The sequence below is a fragment of the Citrifermentans bremense R1 genome (assembly GCF_000426865.1).
In the GTDB taxonomy this organism is placed as follows: Bacteria; Desulfobacterota; Desulfuromonadia; order Geobacterales; family Geobacteraceae; genus Geomonas; species Geomonas bremensis.
Map to the genome: position 1 here is coordinate 81,530 of NZ_AUGE01000007.1, position 15,302 is coordinate 96,831.

Below are 15,302 nucleotides of genomic sequence, written 5' to 3' on the forward strand. Positions count from 1 at the left end.
TAGGCAACTAATGTCAGAAAAAAATGATTACCTGTTCAGGTTAGCGCAGGCACGACGCAGGACGTCGCGGCATAGGTCGAGGTCGCTCTCGCTGATGCCCCGCTGTGCCTCTTCAAGGATCCCGCGAGCCAGGTCCGTGGCCTGATCCATCAGGAGCTTACCCTGCTCGGTCAGGTAGAGCAGCCGCTCCCTGCCATCGCCCGGGCTCGGCAAACGCACGATCAGTCCCCGCGCTTCCAGCCCCGCTGCCAGGCGTGCCATCGTGGTCTTGTCCTTGGCAGTCTTCTCGGCGATAGCTCCCTGCGGGAGCCCGTTATGTTCCCACAACTGCACCAGGAGCGAATACTGCTCCGCGGTAATGGGCAGGTCGTGCTGCGCCAGGACCAGGTTGAAGCGTCGCAACACCACCCGCGACAGGCGGGAGGCAAGGTGTCCCAGTGATTTGTCCAGCCGGTATTGTGACCTTGAATTCTTCATATAGTTGCAACCTACAACTTGTTGAACCGCCGGTCAATGAAAATCCGGCGCGGGGCCACGGCCTTTGCGCATAGTCACCATTAAATAAACCTATTGCGCAAAAGGCCTCCTCGGTTTATATTCCCGCACCGCTTACGTGGAAAAACCCCCACCGTACGCGTTGCGAGATTTGCACTGACGACGGTCAATTCAACACAGGAGTGAAAGTAAATGCCCGACTGCGAGCTTCTTTCCGGTTGCATCTTCTTCAACGACCGGATGGCAAACATGCCTTCTACCAGCAACGTTTTCAAAATGATGTACTGCTACGACAACTTCGAAGGGTGCGCGCGCTATACGGTCCGCAAGGAAGCTGGCAAGGAAAGCGTGCCGGAAGACCTCTTCCCGAACCAGATCGATAAGGCGAGGGAGATCCTCGACAAGCGTTGACATTTATTTACGGCAGATGTATTGAAAATCAGGCAAAGGCCACGGCAGTCCCGGGGCCTTTTTTTCATGCCGAAGCGGCCGGGTCCACGCGACCCCGGCCGCAGGAAGGGTAAAGATGGTTTCTAAAGAACATGACGCTATGAAACGGAGAGCGGCGCGCTTCTCGGTGCTCTCGAACTCCTTGCTGGTGGCGGCGAAGCTGGTGGTCGGCCTCGTTTCGGGTTCCGTCTCGGTGCTTTCCGAGGCGATACATTCGGGGATAGATCTCATCGCCGCCGTCATCGCCTGGTACTCGGTGAGGGAGTCGGGCAAGCCCGCCGACGAAGATCATCATTACGGCCACGGCAAAATCGAGAACGTAGCCGGCACCATCGAGGCCCTGCTCATCCTCGGCGCCGCCTTCTACATCATCTACGAAGCGGTCCACAAGCTGCAGACGGGCGTGGTCGCTATCGAGAACCTGGGGCTTGGCGCCGCGGTAATGGCGGTCTCCGCCATAGCCAACTACCTGGTCTCCAGGCACCTGCTGAACGTGGCCGCCGCCACCGACTCGGTAGCGCTCGAAGCCGACGCGATGCACCTGCGCACCGACGTCTACACCTCGGCCGGCGTCCTCGCGGGATTGATCCTCATCAAGCTGACCGGGATCGTCCTGCTCGACCCTATCGTCGCCATCCTGGTCGCGCTGATGATCGTCAAGGCCGCCTGGGACCTCACGAAGAGCGCCTTCTTCCACATCCTGGACGTGAGGCTGCCGGAGGACGAGGAAGCAATCATCCACGACGTGCTCCAGAACCACCGCGAGCACATCATCGAGTACCACAAACTGCGCACGCGCAAGTCGGGCCACATCCGGCACATCGACATGCACCTGGTCGTCCCAAAACAGATGACCGTCGAAAGCGGCCACGCGCTAAGCCACGAGATCTCCGAGGATATCGAGAAAAATCTCCCCTACAGCCACGTCCTGGTCCATATTGAACCTTGCCCCGGCGGCTGCGAGCGTTGCGCCGTCGAGTGCCCGAAAGTCAGCAAGTGACCTCTGCTCCTGAGGGTGCGAAACGACCGCAGGCAGCACCTCGCCATCGGTCGGGTCATACGCTTGAGGCGCCGATCCCCCGCGTGAAGATGTCCAGGTACTGCTGCACCAGCATTTCGTCCTTTTCGGGGGAATGGCTGATCAGGTTCCTGGTCGCCAGGCTGCTCAGGAAGAAGTAATTCACCATCCCCGCCAGCGCCAGGGCCGCGTTGGTGGGATCGACATCCTCCCGGAACTTCTTCTGCCGGATCCCCTCCTCGATCGCCCCCGCCATGGTCACGATGACCTCGTCGATTACCGGCATCACCAAGGGCTCGAAAAACGCCGTCGGGTTGGTCAGTTCGCTCGTGTAAAAGCGGAGCAGGTACGGGTTGTTTCTGTGGCGCCCGAAGGTCCAGAGCAGATAGCTCTTTACCATCTCCACCGGGTCCGTCACGCGCTCCCTGATCTCATGGATTTCCTTGAAGCAGGCGAACTGCTGCTGCAACACCGCCTGATAGAGCCCTTCCTTGCTGCCGAAATGGTAGGAGATCATCGAGATGCTGGTCCCCGCCGCGAGCGAGAGCTCACGGATGCTTACCCCCTTCAGCCCCCTCTCCGAAAACAGCTGCGTCCCCACCTCCATAAGCTTCTTGTGACATTCCGTTTTTTCCATGATGACTCCGGCAGACTGGGTATTGGCGCGTAGACAGTAGCAAAATCGCAGGGGAAATACCAATTTTATTGCAATCAAAACAGCGTGCTGTTATGTTGTATTCGAACGAACGTTCGATTCCTATCACCATGGAAGCTATGCCACAATAGCTCGTCAGGAGGGTTCCGGAAGATGTCCGAATTGCACAGCAGAATCAGGAAATCCAGCCTTCGCGGCAGGATCAAGACCGTCGATGAAGTGATCCCGATGTTCAAGAACGGGATGAACGTAGGGTGGTCCGGGTTTACCCCCGCCGGTTACCCGAAGATGGTCCCCATTGCCCTGGCGGACCATGTGGAAAAGAACCAGTTGCAAGGAAAGCTGAAGTTCAACCTGTACATCGGCGCATCGGTCGGGGTCGAGACCGAGGACCGCTGGGCGTCGCTCGACATGATCGACCGCCGCTGGCCGTACCAGACCGGCAAGAACATCCAGGCCGGCATCAACGAAGGGCGCATCAGGATGGGTGACAAGCACCTCTCCATGTTCGCCCAGGACTTGGGCTACGGCTTCTACACCAAGCACAACGACGGCCGCCTCGACATCGCCATCATCGAGTGCTCGGCCATCACCGAGAACGGCGAGCTGGTCCTCACCGCATCCTGCGGCGCCGTCCCCGAGATCGTGCAGATCGCGGACCAGATCATCATCGAGATCAACACCTCGATCCCGAGCTTCGAGGGGCTGCACGACATCGTCGAGCCGATCGCTCCGCCCAACCGCCTCCCCTACCTGATCTGCCGCGTCGACGACCGTGCCGGTTCCCCGTACGTCCGCGTCGATAACGACAAGATCGTCGCCATCGTCGAGTCCAACCGCCCCGACAACGGCCGCGCCTTCAGCGAGCAGGACGACACCTCCGAAGCCATCGCCAACAACATCATCGACTTTTTCTCCCACGAGGTGAAGGTGGGAAGGCTGCCGAAAAACCTGCTGCCGCTGCAGTCCGGCGTCGGCTCCATCGCCAACGCGGTCATCGGCGGGCTTGCCAACGGCCCGTTCACCGGCCTCAAGGTCTGGACCGAGGTGCTGCAAGACACCATGCTCGACTTCTTCGACTCCGGCAAGCTCGACTTCGCCTCCACGGTCTCGCTTTCATTCTCGGTCGACGGTTTCAAGCGCTTCTACGACAACTGGGACAAGTACAGCGACAAGGTGATGATGCGTCCGCTCTCCATCGCCAACCACCCCGAGCCGATCCGCCGCCTCGGCTGCATCGCGATGAACACCCCGGTGGAGTTCGACATCTACGCCCACGCGAACTCCACGCTGGTAGGCGGTACCCGGATGATCAACGGCATCGGCGGCTCCGGCGACTTCCTCAGGAACGCGTACCTCTCCATCATGCACACCCCGTCGGCGCGCCCGACCAAGACCGATCCGACCGGCATTACCTGCGTCGTTCCGCACGTGCCGCATGTCGACCATACCGAGCACGACCTTGACGTGCTGGTCACCGAGCAGGGTCTTGCCGACCTGCGCGGCCTCGACCCGAAAAGCCGCGCCAAGCTCATTATCGAGAAGTGCGCGCACCCCGATTACAAGCCGCTTTTGCAGGACTACTTCGAGCGCGCGGCAAAGGACTGCCTGGCACGCAAAGCAGGGCACGAGCCGCAGCTTCTGGACCGCGTCTTCAAGATGCAGGTGAACCTGGCACAGAAAGGGACCATGAAGATCGACAGCTGGGACATCTAGTTTCCGGGCATCGCGAATAAGGACGGCAGGGGGCCTCAGGCCACCCTGCCGTTTTTTTTTGTGCGCAGCATCAGCAAAATGTTTGACGGGCGTAAGGTAAAAGAGTTAAAACACCACCGACTTAGAGGGAGGGTGCCCAATGGCTAGCAAGATCGATCCGGCGACCGTGGAATCCGGCAGCGCCATATCCATGCTGAAGACGCTGAACATTCACCTGAAGGAGATCGGGCCGACTTTCGCCTTGATGGAGGTGACGGTCTCCGATATCCACAAGAATTACTTTGGCGGAGCGCACGGCGGGCTGATCGCGGCCCTTATCGACACCGTTTCCTTCTTCCCGCAACCGCTGCTCCCCTCCGGCAAGCCATGCACGACCACCAACCTCAACGTCACCTATGTGAGACCCGCCGCCGTCGGCGACCTGCTGACCGCTCGCGCTGAACTGGTGCACCTGGGACGCAGGATGGCGAGCGTCACGGTGACCGTTTCCAACCAGCATGGCAAACTGGTGGCGCACGGCACAACCACCCTGATGATCGAGCCGTAGAGCCGTCTACTTCGAACCAGATCTGGCCCTGAGGGAATGTCATAAGCCAAAGAGGGAATCTGAATCAGCAGCTCCATTTCAGGTTGTACGCGTTGTTACCGTTTTCAATCGCCTCTGGTGACCTTAGTTCCGGATACGGCTCCTTATTTCGATACCCGTACATCCTTTGCCGGACTCCCACAAAAGTATTTCCCTCTGCCTTTGTCTCATCCTGGACAGTACAGGAGCAGCTCAAGCTGTATATCGGAAAAAATTTATCAACTGCAATTTCTACTTTCATCTTCCGTATACAATGGTAAACTTCGCAGGATGAAATTTCTCGCCCTTTTAATACAGTCCATACTGCTTGTCACGATATGGTGCTCCCCGGCCGCCGCGATAGGTCCCGAGAGGCTGGTTTACGACGTCAGCTGGTCCGGTTTGAACGCCGGAACAGCCGTACTCGAGGTGGCAGCCCAGGGTGACGACTTCCGCATCCTCAATACCATCGCATCGAATTCCTTCGTTTCGGTCTTCTTTCGCATCGATGACAAGACCGAATCGACCGTCTCCCGCTCGGTGAAACCGAAGTCGTTCAAGGAGAAAATAAGCGAGGGGAAGTTCCGCGCCCATAGGGAAGCGACCTTCAACTTCACCACCCACCAGGCCGAGAGCAAGGACCTGCTTACCAACGCAGTCAAGCGGGACGCGATAACCGCAAGGACTTACGACAACCTCTCCAGCATCTATTTTCTGCGCTCGCTGCAGTTGGCGCCGGGACAGTCGATCTCCTTCGAGATCTACGACACCAGGCATCTATGGAAAGCCGAGGCGAAAGTGGGGCATCGCGAGGAGATCACCACTTCTTTGGGCAAGTTCAAAACCATCATGGTAACGTCGCAGCTGACGCGAGACGGCATCCCCGCCAAGGTCGGCAACCCTACCTTCTGGTTCACCGACGACAACCAGCACATCCCCGTCCGCATCAAGACCCAGCTGAAGGTAGGCGAAATCACCCTCACCCTGGCAAAGGAAAAGTAGCCGCAGCAACCGCAGCAGGAAGCGCTGCCGACGGCCGGAAACAAAAAGAGGGGGAGCTTTGACTGCGTCGCGGTCAAGGCTCCCCCTCCTGTTTTAGGTACTAACGGCGGCGATTGCTTTGAATCTTAGTTGCGTCTGCCGTGTTTGTCGTAATGCGACATGGTCGTATTAAGCAAGCTGCAGAGCTTGCAGACGTCCCCTCCGGATCTGGGGAAAAGTTCAAAATAGGTGGGCGCTTTTGGTTTTTGCAGGAGGTGAGCGCAGGAGACCAGCATCAACAGAGCAACGGCAATAGCGTGATATCCAAGGAGGGCGCTGTCGTTGCTGTAGATTTCCAGGAAGGAATCGTACCAAGAAGGCATACTGAAATTAGCGTTTATCGTGCCGAGTGTTTCCATGACGACCGAGCCGATCCTGCTTGCTAAGACATGCATAGCTGTTCTCCTAAGCGCTTTAAACCTATTGATTTTACAATGAAACTGACCCCCTGACTGCTTCTACTGTTTCGTCCAATGCGGGCGCCGTCGCAATCTGTTTTACCGTCCTCGCTTCCTTCTGTTCTGCAATCTGTTTATTTCACTAGACGTATATCGGCGTACCCCGCGAAAAGTAAAGACTTTTTTTCTCTACCACGAATTTTTCTCATCTCCCCGGTCATTCTGCCCCCCCTACCCCCTTTTTTCGCCTAGTGAACTCCCCACAGCGGCGCAATGAATAACCCCTTGCAATCGCTTGCATCACCGGGAAGGCAACCTAGAATATCCTCGTAGCGCATTAGAGAAGACACACAATACGGTTGACAGATCAGGAGGTCGGTATGCATGAACGCGAGCAGAACATGGTGCTGGGAAAAGGATGGCTCATCGCCGCTGTCCTCACTTTCATCTTCGGGTTTGCCGTCCTGGGCTACCTCGCCTTGCGGAACAACACAGACGGACCGCCCATACCCCGTGAGGTCAGGACCGCCGACGGGAAGGTACTTTTCACCGGAAACGACATCAAAGAAGGCCAGCACCTGTTCCAAAGGTACGGCCTGATGCAGTACGGCACCATCTTCGGGCACGGGGCCTACCTCGGGCCCGATTTCACCGCACAGTACCTGCGCATCAGCGGGGAAAAAGCCAGGCTCTCCTACACCGAGCAGAGGCTCACCCCGGCAGAGGCGAGCGAGAGGGTGCGCTCCGAGGCAAAACAGAACTCTTACGATCCCGGGCAGAACGTGATCACCTACACGCCATCCCAGGCAGCGGCTTACGGCGAAATGATCTCCTACTACCGCGACTGGTTCGGCCCCTCCTCGACCCAGCAAGGGCTGCGGCGACCCTACCTGAAAGACCCGGAAGAGGTCCGCAAACTCACCTCCTATTTTTCCTGGGCAGCCTGGGTCTGCTCCGCGACGCGCCCTGGCACTAACCACTCCTATACCAACAACTGGCCCCCCGACAGCCTTGCCGGAAACCAGCCGACTCCTGGCGTCTTGATGTGGAGCGTGATCAGCCTGGTCGCCCTTCTCTGCGGGACCGGCCTCATCCTCTTCGTGTTCGGTCGCTTCGAGTGGCTGGGCTGGCATGCCACGGACACGGAACTTGCCGCTACGCACCCCGTCCCCGAAGAAGTCGCGCTGACCCCGTCGCAGCGTACCGTCACCTGGTACTTCCTGGTGGTAGCCCTGCTCTTTTTGCTACTGGGGCTCCTTGGCGGAGTCAACGCCCACTATCACGTCGAGCGGGCCGGGTTTTACGGGCTCTCGCTTGCCGAATGGCTCCCCTACAACCTCTCCAGGATGTGGCATGTCCAGCTGGCGCTCTTTTTCGTCGCTTCCAGCTTCCTCGCCATGGGGATCTTCCTTACTCCCATGATCGCCGGCAAAGAGCCGCGGCATCAGGACAAGCTCGCCCTGATCCTTTTGGGGGCGCTGGTCGTGGTCGTCTTCGGGTCGATGTCAGGTGAAGCCGTCAGCCTGCAGGGGCTTCTCGGCACCAACAGCCCCTGGTTCTGGATGGGTTCCCAGGGATGGGAATACCTCGACCTCGGTCGTCTTTGGCAGATCCTTTTGACCGCCGGGATGCTGATCTGGTTGCTGATCCTCGTCCGCGGCATGATGGACCGGTTGAAGGGCGAGCACCCGGGCAACATGCCGTGGCTATTCATCTACAGCGCCATTTCCATACCTCTTTTCTATGCCGCCGGCATGTTCTACGGTAAGGGGACCCCCTTCAACCAGATCGAGTTCTGGAGGTTCTGGGTGGTCCACCTCTGGGTCGAGGATTTCCTGGAACTCTTCACCACCATCATGGTCGCCTACGTCTTCATGCTGCTCGGCGTGGTCAGGGTGCGGGTGGCAACGACCATCGTCTACCTCGATATCATCCTCTACTCGCTAGGGGGTGTCATCGGGACCATGCACCATCTCTATTTCAGCGGAACTCCGGAGATACACATGGCGCTGGGCGCCTTCTTCTCCGCCATGGAAGTAATCCCCCTGCTGCTCCTCACCTACGAGGCCTGGAAGTTCATGCGGCTCGGAGCGCCCGCGGGAGGTTCCATGTTGAGCACAACGGCCGAGATGTTCCCGCACAAGTGGGCCGTGATGTTCCTGATAGCCGTCGGATTCTGGAACTTCCTCGGGGCGGGCGTCTTCGGCTTCCTTATCAACCTCCCCATCGTCAGCTACTACGAGATCGGCACCCAGTGGACCGCCAATCACGGACACGGCGCGATGATGGGGGTCTACGGGATGCTCTCTCTCGGGTTCTTCATGTTCGTGGCCCGCTACTTCCTCCCCCTGGACAAGGCGAGCAACACCGCCATGGGGATCGCCTTCTGGTGCACGAACCTCGGGCTTGCCCTGATGCTGTTTATAAACCTCTTTCCCGTCGGGATGCTGCAGATCAACCAGATCCTCGCCACCTCGTACTGGGAAGGGCGCGAGCCTGCTTTCTTCATGCTCCCCATGGTTCGGATCTTCGAATGGCTGCGGTTGCCCGGCGACGCGCTCTTCATAATCGGCGTCTTGCCGGTGGTGTATCTCGCCGTCCGCATGTTCCTGAACCGCAATCGTGGAGTCGTGAGGCCCGCGGAAAAAACGCAGGGGAAAGTAGCCCCCTGACCGGCGCGAGAGGGAGAACCGCCCCAGGCGGTGCACCATTCCGTGGATCCAGCAACAGAACTTTAAAAGGCCGCCTCTAAGCAGAGGCGGCCTTTTTCATTGGAGCAGATCTGCAGATCAGAGCAGCCACTTAACCACGGCAACAGCCACGACGATGCCGATGAAGTCGGCGGTCAGGCAGACGGGAACCAGGTATCTGGTCTTCTTGATTCCCACGGAGCCCAAGTAGACCGCCAGCACGTAAAAGGTCGTTTCTGCGCTTCCCATGATGACCGCCGTCATCTTGGTGGCCACGGAATCGGGACCGGTGGTCTTCACGATGTCGGTAAAAAGCGCCGTAGAGGCGCTCCCCGACAGCGGCTTGATGATGGCCATGGAAACGACTTCGATGGGGACCTCGGCGAAAGAGAAGAGCTGGTAGAAGCCATTTCTCACAGCGTCGAAGGCGCCCGAGGCCTGAAAGCCCTTGATGACGATGAAGATGGTCAGAAGGTACGGGAAGATGTTCAGGATGATCCCCGGTCCTTCCTTCGCCCCCGCTACGAACGAATCGTAGACGCGAACCTTTTTGAAGGTGCCGTACCAGATGGTGAACAGTATGAACAGCGGGATGATGAGCAGCGAGAGGTAATTGATGCCTTCGATCATTTGAGCACCTTCCTGAACGAGAACAGTATCACTAGCGCCGTCAGCGCGGATATCACCGTGGCGATCAGCACCGGGAGCACTACCCCTGCAGGGTTCACGGCATTGTAGCTGGCCAGTATCCCGATGACCGAGAAGGGGATCAACTGGATGCTGGCGGTGTTGAGGACGATGAAGGTCATCATCTCGAAGGTGATGGTCCCCTTCTCCTCGTTCAGGGTGTCGAGCTCCTGCATCGCCTTGATCCCCAGCGGCGTCGCCGCGTTGCCGAGGCCGAAGAGGTTCGCCAGCACGTTCAAGGTGATGGCGCTGATCGAGGGATGGTCGCCGGGAATATTACGGAAAAGGCGGGAGATAACCGGCCTGAACAGGTGCGCGATGCGGTAGATGAGTCCTGAATCCTCCAGGATCCTAGTGATCCCCATCCAGACCGACACGATGCCCAGCAGAAAGAGCGACACCTCGACCGCTGACTTTGCGCCTTCGAAGATCGACTTTGTGAACGCGTCCAGGTTGCCGGTGAAGATGGCGAAGACGATGCTTACGGAGAAGAGGATCAACCACACCGCATTCATGACCGCCCCCCCGGAAGCGCCAGCTTCCTTATCACCAGTTGCTTCTTCTGGGTGTTGAGCTCCACCTCGGCTCCCACAGGGAGGGTGATCTTGTCGGGGACATGGCCGATATTGGGGCAATGAACCACCGGAAAGTTCAGTTCCATCTGCGAGGCGAGGATCTGGTAGACCTCCCTGCTCTTGAGGCCGCCGAAATCCCCGAGGATGATGCCCCTGACCCCCTTGAGCTTTCCGGCAAGAATCCACTGGGTCAGCGCGCGGTCCACCTTGTGCAGCTTTTCGTCGATCTCCTCCAGAAAGAGAATCGAGTTCTCCGTCTCCATTTCCCACTCCGTATTTATCAGCGCGGTAAGCGTGACCAGGTTGCCCCCCTTGAGAATGCCGGCGGCAGTGCCGTGACGGTACACCTTCACCGGTGCCCCCTGGAACAGGTTCTTCTCCGGGTAGCCCCTCACCGCGTTCATGAAGGAGCCGACGGTGAATGCGGTCGGATCCTTCAGGCTGGCCACCATAGGCGCGTGTAGCGTCACCATTCCGGTCCGTTCGTGAATGGGATTCAAGAGCGCGGTCAGGTCGCTGAAGCCTGCAATAATTTTCGGGTGATTCTTCAGGTGATCGAAGTCGATAAAGGGGAGCGATTTCATGGCGCTGTAGCCGCCGCGCAGGGCGAGGATCATGTCGGCGCCGGAATCGGCGCACGCGCGATGGATCTGCTCAGCCTTCTCTTGAGGCGAGGGGAGCACGGTCTGGAAGTGTGGGTTCAGGACGTTGAAACCAAGCTTTGACAACTGCTTGATCCCCGCGGTGAACTCCCGCTTCTTCTTGATCAGGTAGCTAGGTGAAATAATATAGACATTATCCACTCAAAACCTCTCCAGTTGAAAGTACCCTTGCCAAGCAAGCCTTTTGAGGCGGCTTCACCGCATCCGACTGCCGGCAACTCCCGGTATTCTTACATTCTCGCCTCGTTGACCGCAAGGGCAAAAAGCCCCTACCTTGCACCAGCCTCGCCTTCTCCAACGCAAAAGGCTCATAGATGCCATACCTCCTGGCCATCCTCCTGTATCTGATTCTGCGGATATTCTCAGAGCGGAGTCCATTGCTTTCACCGCGTACTCTTAAAGTTGCAGCAAAATATGCCTTAAACTATTTACATTGGAAAATTTTATTATATCGTATGTGTGGTGGCTGAGCCGCCTGGCGCGGGCTGACACGAGGGGTGCCAAAAGCGTGTTAAATCTGTCACGGGCGGACCTTCGCCCTAACCTTAAACGAAGAAAGGAGAACAGGACATGACACAGCTGAAAGACAGGCTAAAGGAGAAGATCGAGGCACACCGTCCCCGCATCGCCCGGCTGACTAAAGAGTTCGGCTCAGTCATAATCGACAAGGTAGATATAGCGCAGTGCATCGGCGGCGCCCGCGATATCAGGTCCCTTGTTACTGACATCTCCTATCTCGATCCGCAGGAAGGGATCCGTTTCAGAGGCAAGACCATCCCCGAGACTTTCGAGGCCCTCCCCAAGGCCGCCGGTTCCGAGTATCCCACAGTGGAATCTTTCTGGTATTTCCTGCTCACCGGCGAGGTTCCGACTCCCGAGCAGGTTGCGGACGTTGAGGCCGAGTTCAAGACACGGCAGCAGCTTCCGGAATACGTGTTCCAGGCCTTGCGCGCGCTCCCGCTGGACAGCCACCCGATGGTGATGCTCTCCTCCGGCATCCTTGCCATGCAGAGGGATTCCAAATTCGCAGCCTTCTACAGCAGCGGCAAGTTCAACAAAATGACCGCCTGGGAACACGTTTACGAGGATGCGAGCGATATCGTGGCGCGCATCCCGGTACTGGCAGCTTTCATCTACAATCTCAAGTACCGGGACGACAAGCAGATCTCCATCGACCCGAAGCTGGACCTGGGTGCCAACTTCGCCCAGATGATCGGGCAGAGCGAGCAGTACAAGGACGTGGCGCGCATGTACTTCATCCTCCACTCCGACCACGAGTCGGGCAACGTCTCGGCCCATGCCACCCACCTCGTCCACTCTGCCCTGTCCGATCCCTATTACGCATATGCCGCAGGTCTCGCCGGTTTGGCCGGCCCTCTTCACGGCCTGGCGAACCAGGAGGTACTGGGGTGGATCCTGGAATTCCAGAAGAAGCTGAACGGCGCCGAGCCTACCACGGAAAACGTCACCGCAGCTCTTTGGGATACCCTCAATGCCGGGCAGGTGGTCCCCGGTTACGGGCATGCCGTGCTCAGGAAAACCGACCCGCGCTACATGGCTCAGCGCGAGTTCTGTCTGAAGACCACGGGGCTCAAGGACGACAAGCTCTTCAAGCTGGTTTCGATGATTTTCGAGACCGCACCGGGCGTTCTTACCGAACATGGCAAGACGAAGAACCCGTGGCCCAACGTCGATGCGCAATCGGGCGTAATCCAGTGGTATTACGGGCTGAAGGAATGGGATTTTTACACGGTGCTCTTTGGAGTGGGGCGCGCACTGGGGTGCATGGCGAACATCACCTGGGATCGTGGCCTTGGCTACCCCATCGAGCGGCCCAAATCCGTCACCACCGACATGCTGGAGACCTGGGCTGCCGCCGGAGGCCGGGATATCGCCGCCCCCGCTTCCCCGCAACCGCCAAAGCCAATGGCTTAAGCGCAGTATGCATAAACAAGGAGGGGCGACCTGTGCCAGAAGTTTTCTGTCCTGTCCAGGTCGCCCCCCTTGTTGTTTAGCTGCCTATTCCGCTGATCCGTTTGCCGGATAAAATCCACCCATTTCAGTTGCCAGGGTTTCTGACACATCTGGGTTCAAGTCCGATGTAGCACCTATACCCTGGACAGCACTCGTCGTTCAAGGTGCTGCAAAGCTCGCCCTCTTTTAGACACTTCCTCTCGGCGGTGTCTAGAAACGCCGGGGACTTTTCCTGTACGCCTGCGCATCCTGCGTGGAGCAGCAGCAACATTCCGAACAATAGTTTTGATAACGCTCGTACCCTACCGGCTTTCATCATCTGAGCCTCCTCGGTCAGCGCGGACAACGGCAACTCTAGTCCAACTGACGTGACAATTGATTCTCGCACAACTTGGCCGCAATGCAGCAACTCTCTACGCCGGCAGCGCGCTGCAGATGGTGAGGAAGTAATTTCGATGGAGATAATCAAGCGTCAGCAGTCAGCAGAGGAAGAAATCGCCAACAGCATCAGCCATGCTGTCGGATTGATCGCGGCCATTGCCGCGACCCCGCCGCTTCTGTCGAAGGCTTTCAGCTATGGAGAGACCGGGTACGCCGTCGGTACCGCCATATATGCCGCAACCATGGTCCTGCTCTACCTTGCCTCCTCCGTCTACCACGCCATGCCTCCGGGGAAACTGAAGGAGTTGTTCAAGACCATAGAACACTCGGCGATCTATCTGCTGATAGCCGGGACCTACACACCCTTTTCGCTTGGTGCGCTGCGTGGCCCTTGGGGATGGACTCTTCTGTTTCTGGTTTGGACTTTCGCAACCGTCGGGGTCGTCTGGAAGTTCTGTCAAAAGATGCCACGCCCGATAGCGTCGACGATCTTGTATCTGGCTATGGGCTGGCTCATCATCGTCGCTGCGAAACCCCTGTTCACCCTTGTGCCGCTGGCCGGCCTTCTGTGGATAGCGGCTGGCGGCGCGGCATACACGTTAGGCGTTGTTTTCTTCGCCTACGATTCCCGCCTGCGCTTCGGCCATTTCATCTGGCACCTGTTCGTCATGGCGGGCACCGCCTGTCACTTCTGTGCAATAACCTGGTACGCCTTGTGACCCGCGGCTTCAGGATGCCGCTTTGCCCTACTACGATCGGTTGAAGATTCCCACCTCCGTTTGCGAAGCAATGCTGCCGAGACTCTGCTCCGCTGCGCGACGATACCGTCGTCAGAGCAGATCATCTCCGCCATCAAGAAAGTCAACCCGACCCGGCTCTGCCTGTCAGAGGACGACAGGCAGCGGGGCTATGATCTTAAGAACCGATTGCAGAACCTGCTGCTGCAACATTACGGCGAGGCGTTCGAGCTTATCCCCCACCCTTGCAGCCCCGACGTGGTCCTCATCAAGCACCTGTTCCTCCCCAGCATCGACGCTTGCCATGCGAACCTGAACGCGCTTTCGCCGCAAGCGCTCGACTCTGTCCCGGATCCGGGGGGCTATGCCCGCGAAGTCAAGGGGAACATGACGAAGGTATCACGCAAAAAAATCGACCCGAATCAACGCGCGGCTGCCCCGGCCGAGCAGGAGCTGGCCGGAATGCGGCTGAGTGCCAACTCCGACCTCAATGCTTTCTCCAAAGGGATCAGAATGCTCTTTGAAGAGATGGGAGCTTACCAGACCGCTATCGACACGCTCCAAGCGCAGACTGCTCGCGTACTGCAGGACAAATCGATTAGGGAACTTCTGGCACTCGCCTACCATGGAAACGGGTCCTTGGCCGAGGCCGGTGCCGTATTCGACTCCATTCACCCCGCCGATCTTGGCAAGGATGCCCTCTACGCCTACGCGAGCCTCTCCTGCATGAACGGGAATCACAACTTCGCTCTCAGGTTGGTGCACATGGCTGAAGAGAAGCCAGGTTTTATCGGTGGACTGGACGGTCTCAAAATTGAGATCGAGAAGGCGCTGAGTACCGAGGCGGAACCATTGCAGGACGAGGCAGCGGCGACGTTCGCCCGCGGCGACCTCGACCTGGCTCGAACCCTCGCGCAGGAAGCCCTTAAGTCCAGCAAAAACCTCCATAAGGCCCGCAGAATCGTTGCACTCACCGAATGTCTCCACCTGCAGTCGGAGATTTCCCGGCTGTGGCAGGCGGTGGAACAGCAAGCCGACCGTAAATCCAGAATTCGGCTCCTGTCGAAGCTGCAAGAGATCGACACTCATAACGTCGGTAAAATTGAGGAGCAGCTGCAGAGCGAGAGGGATTCCGAACGCAAAGAAGAGATCGCAGAGCACCTTGCGGCCCTGCAACTTGCCCTGAAGGAGGAGCGTTGGCCCGACTGCTAGGACGAGATGATGTGGCTTTCATGCCGGCGTGACGCCGCTTACTGGC

Annotated in this window: 15 protein-coding genes; 9 read left to right on the forward strand and 6 right to left on the reverse strand. The window is 58.1% G+C overall.

Going from position 1 to position 15,302, the window contains the following annotated elements; all coding sequences use genetic code 11:
* Nucleotides 1–27 precede the first annotated feature (27 nt).
* On the reverse strand, nucleotides 28–477 hold the full coding sequence (locus tag K419_RS0107445; RefSeq protein ID WP_026841039.1) for a MarR family winged helix-turn-helix transcriptional regulator: 450 nt from the start codon (nucleotides 475–477) through the stop codon (nucleotides 28–30).
* A gap of 210 nt (nucleotides 478–687) precedes the next feature.
* Between K419_RS0107445 and K419_RS0107450 the strand changes: the two genes are divergently transcribed.
* Nucleotides 688–906: a hypothetical protein gene (locus tag K419_RS0107450; protein WP_026841040.1), complete on the forward strand. Its 219-nt coding sequence runs from the start codon at nucleotides 688–690 to the stop codon at nucleotides 904–906.
* Nucleotides 907–1,021: 115 nt separating this feature from the next.
* The gene (locus K419_RS0107455; RefSeq protein ID WP_026841041.1) at nucleotides 1,022–1,945 is read left to right on the forward strand and encodes a cation diffusion facilitator family transporter; all 924 of its coding nucleotides are present in this window, start codon (nucleotides 1,022–1,024) and stop codon (nucleotides 1,943–1,945) included.
* A 55-nt stretch (nucleotides 1,946–2,000) separates the two neighbouring features.
* On the opposite strand, the gene K419_RS0107460 is transcribed toward K419_RS0107455, so the two are convergent.
* Complete coding sequence (locus K419_RS0107460; protein ID WP_026841042.1) at nucleotides 2,001–2,600, reverse strand: TetR/AcrR family transcriptional regulator; 600 nt, start codon at nucleotides 2,598–2,600, stop codon at nucleotides 2,001–2,003.
* Nucleotides 2,601–2,771: 171 nt separating this feature from the next.
* On the opposite strand from K419_RS0107460, the gene K419_RS0107465 reads away from it, so the two are divergent.
* From K419_RS0107465 to K419_RS0107475, 3 genes are all read left to right on the forward strand, one after another.
* A complete protein-coding gene (locus K419_RS0107465) occupies nucleotides 2,772–4,334 on the forward strand; it encodes an acetyl-CoA hydrolase/transferase C-terminal domain-containing protein (RefSeq protein ID WP_026841043.1) in 1,563 nt (520 codons plus the stop codon).
* Nucleotides 4,335–4,473: 139 nt separating this feature from the next.
* Entirely contained in the window at nucleotides 4,474–4,881 is a 408-nt protein-coding gene (locus K419_RS0107470; protein ID WP_026841044.1) for a PaaI family thioesterase, read from the forward strand.
* A 309-nt stretch (nucleotides 4,882–5,190) separates the two neighbouring features.
* Nucleotides 5,191–5,901 carry a DUF3108 domain-containing protein gene (locus K419_RS0107475; protein WP_026841045.1) on the forward strand — a complete coding sequence of 237 codons (711 nt, stop codon included), beginning with the start codon at nucleotides 5,191–5,193 and terminating at the stop codon, nucleotides 5,899–5,901.
* Between the two features lie 125 nt (nucleotides 5,902–6,026).
* Here K419_RS0107475 and K419_RS0107480 read toward each other — a convergent pair whose 3' ends face one another.
* The gene (locus K419_RS0107480; protein ID WP_026841046.1) at nucleotides 6,027–6,335 is read right to left on the reverse strand and encodes a hypothetical protein; all 309 of its coding nucleotides are present in this window, start codon (nucleotides 6,333–6,335) and stop codon (nucleotides 6,027–6,029) included.
* Nucleotides 6,336–6,718: 383 nt separating this feature from the next.
* Here K419_RS0107480 and K419_RS21750 point away from each other — a divergent pair, with 383 nt between their 5' ends.
* Nucleotides 6,719–9,010 (forward strand): nitric-oxide reductase large subunit, encoded by a 2,292-nt coding sequence (locus K419_RS21750; protein WP_035496995.1) that lies wholly within the window; start codon nucleotides 6,719–6,721, stop codon nucleotides 9,008–9,010.
* A gap of 117 nt (nucleotides 9,011–9,127) precedes the next feature.
* Here K419_RS21750 and K419_RS0107490 read toward each other — a convergent pair whose 3' ends face one another.
* The 3 genes from K419_RS0107490 to K419_RS0107500 are packed head-to-tail and all read right to left on the reverse strand — an operon-like array spanning nucleotide 9,128 to nucleotide 11,093.
* On the reverse strand, nucleotides 9,128–9,658 hold the full coding sequence (locus K419_RS0107490; protein WP_026841047.1) for a spore maturation protein: 531 nt from the start codon (nucleotides 9,656–9,658) through the stop codon (nucleotides 9,128–9,130).
* On the reverse strand, nucleotides 9,655–10,230 hold the full coding sequence (locus K419_RS0107495; RefSeq protein WP_026841048.1) for a nucleoside recognition domain-containing protein: 576 nt from the start codon (nucleotides 10,228–10,230) through the stop codon (nucleotides 9,655–9,657). Before K419_RS0107495 ends, K419_RS0107490 begins: the two co-directional genes overlap by 4 nt.
* Nucleotides 10,227–11,093 (reverse strand): S66 peptidase family protein, encoded by an 867-nt coding sequence (locus tag K419_RS0107500; protein ID WP_026841049.1) that lies wholly within the window; start codon nucleotides 11,091–11,093, stop codon nucleotides 10,227–10,229. The genes K419_RS0107495 and K419_RS0107500 overlap by 4 nt, the downstream gene beginning before the upstream one ends.
* Before the next feature lie 429 nt (nucleotides 11,094–11,522).
* Here K419_RS0107500 and K419_RS0107505 point away from each other — a divergent pair, with 429 nt between their 5' ends.
* The 3 genes from K419_RS0107505 to K419_RS0107515 all read left to right on the forward strand — a co-directional run bounded on the left by K419_RS0107505 (nucleotide 11,523) and on the right by K419_RS0107515 (nucleotide 15,256).
* Nucleotides 11,523–12,887, forward strand: a complete 1,365-nt coding sequence (locus tag K419_RS0107505; protein WP_026841050.1) for a citrate (Si)-synthase — start codon at nucleotides 11,523–11,525, stop codon at nucleotides 12,885–12,887.
* A 494-nt stretch (nucleotides 12,888–13,381) separates the two neighbouring features.
* Nucleotides 13,382–14,026 (forward strand): PAQR family membrane homeostasis protein TrhA, encoded by a 645-nt coding sequence (trhA, locus tag K419_RS0107510; RefSeq protein WP_026841051.1) that lies wholly within the window; start codon nucleotides 13,382–13,384, stop codon nucleotides 14,024–14,026.
* Between the two features lie 60 nt (nucleotides 14,027–14,086).
* Nucleotides 14,087–15,256, forward strand: a complete 1,170-nt coding sequence (locus K419_RS0107515) for a tetratricopeptide repeat protein (RefSeq protein WP_026841052.1) — start codon at nucleotides 14,087–14,089, stop codon at nucleotides 15,254–15,256.
* Nucleotides 15,257–15,302: the final 46 nt, after the last annotated feature.

Coding starts and splice junctions, on each gene's coding strand:
- K419_RS0107465 (WP_026841043.1), top strand. CDS start 2,772: ATGTCCGAATTGCACAGCAGAATCAGGAAATCCAGCCTTCGCGGCAGG.
- K419_RS0107450 (WP_026841040.1), top strand. CDS start 688: ATGCCCGACTGCGAGCTTCTTTCCGGTTGCATCTTCTTCAACGACCGG.
- trhA (WP_026841051.1), top strand. CDS start 13,382: ATGGAGATAATCAAGCGTCAGCAGTCAGCAGAGGAAGAAATCGCCAAC.
- K419_RS0107460 (WP_026841042.1), bottom strand. CDS start 2,600: ATGGAAAAAACGGAATGTCACAAGAAGCTTATGGAGGTGGGGACGCAG.
- K419_RS0107455 (WP_026841041.1), top strand. CDS start 1,022: ATGGTTTCTAAAGAACATGACGCTATGAAACGGAGAGCGGCGCGCTTC.
- K419_RS0107470 (WP_026841044.1), top strand. CDS start 4,474: ATGGCTAGCAAGATCGATCCGGCGACCGTGGAATCCGGCAGCGCCATA.
- K419_RS0107480 (WP_026841046.1), bottom strand. CDS start 6,335: ATGCATGTCTTAGCAAGCAGGATCGGCTCGGTCGTCATGGAAACACTC.
- K419_RS0107495 (WP_026841048.1), bottom strand. CDS start 10,230: ATGAATGCGGTGTGGTTGATCCTCTTCTCCGTAAGCATCGTCTTCGCC.
- K419_RS0107505 (WP_026841050.1), top strand. CDS start 11,523: ATGACACAGCTGAAAGACAGGCTAAAGGAGAAGATCGAGGCACACCGT.
- K419_RS0107475 (WP_026841045.1), top strand. CDS start 5,191: ATGAAATTTCTCGCCCTTTTAATACAGTCCATACTGCTTGTCACGATA.
- K419_RS0107490 (WP_026841047.1), bottom strand. CDS start 9,658: ATGATCGAAGGCATCAATTACCTCTCGCTGCTCATCATCCCGCTGTTC.
- K419_RS0107445 (WP_026841039.1), bottom strand. CDS start 477: ATGAAGAATTCAAGGTCACAATACCGGCTGGACAAATCACTGGGACAC.
- K419_RS21750 (WP_035496995.1), top strand. CDS start 6,719: ATGCATGAACGCGAGCAGAACATGGTGCTGGGAAAAGGATGGCTCATC.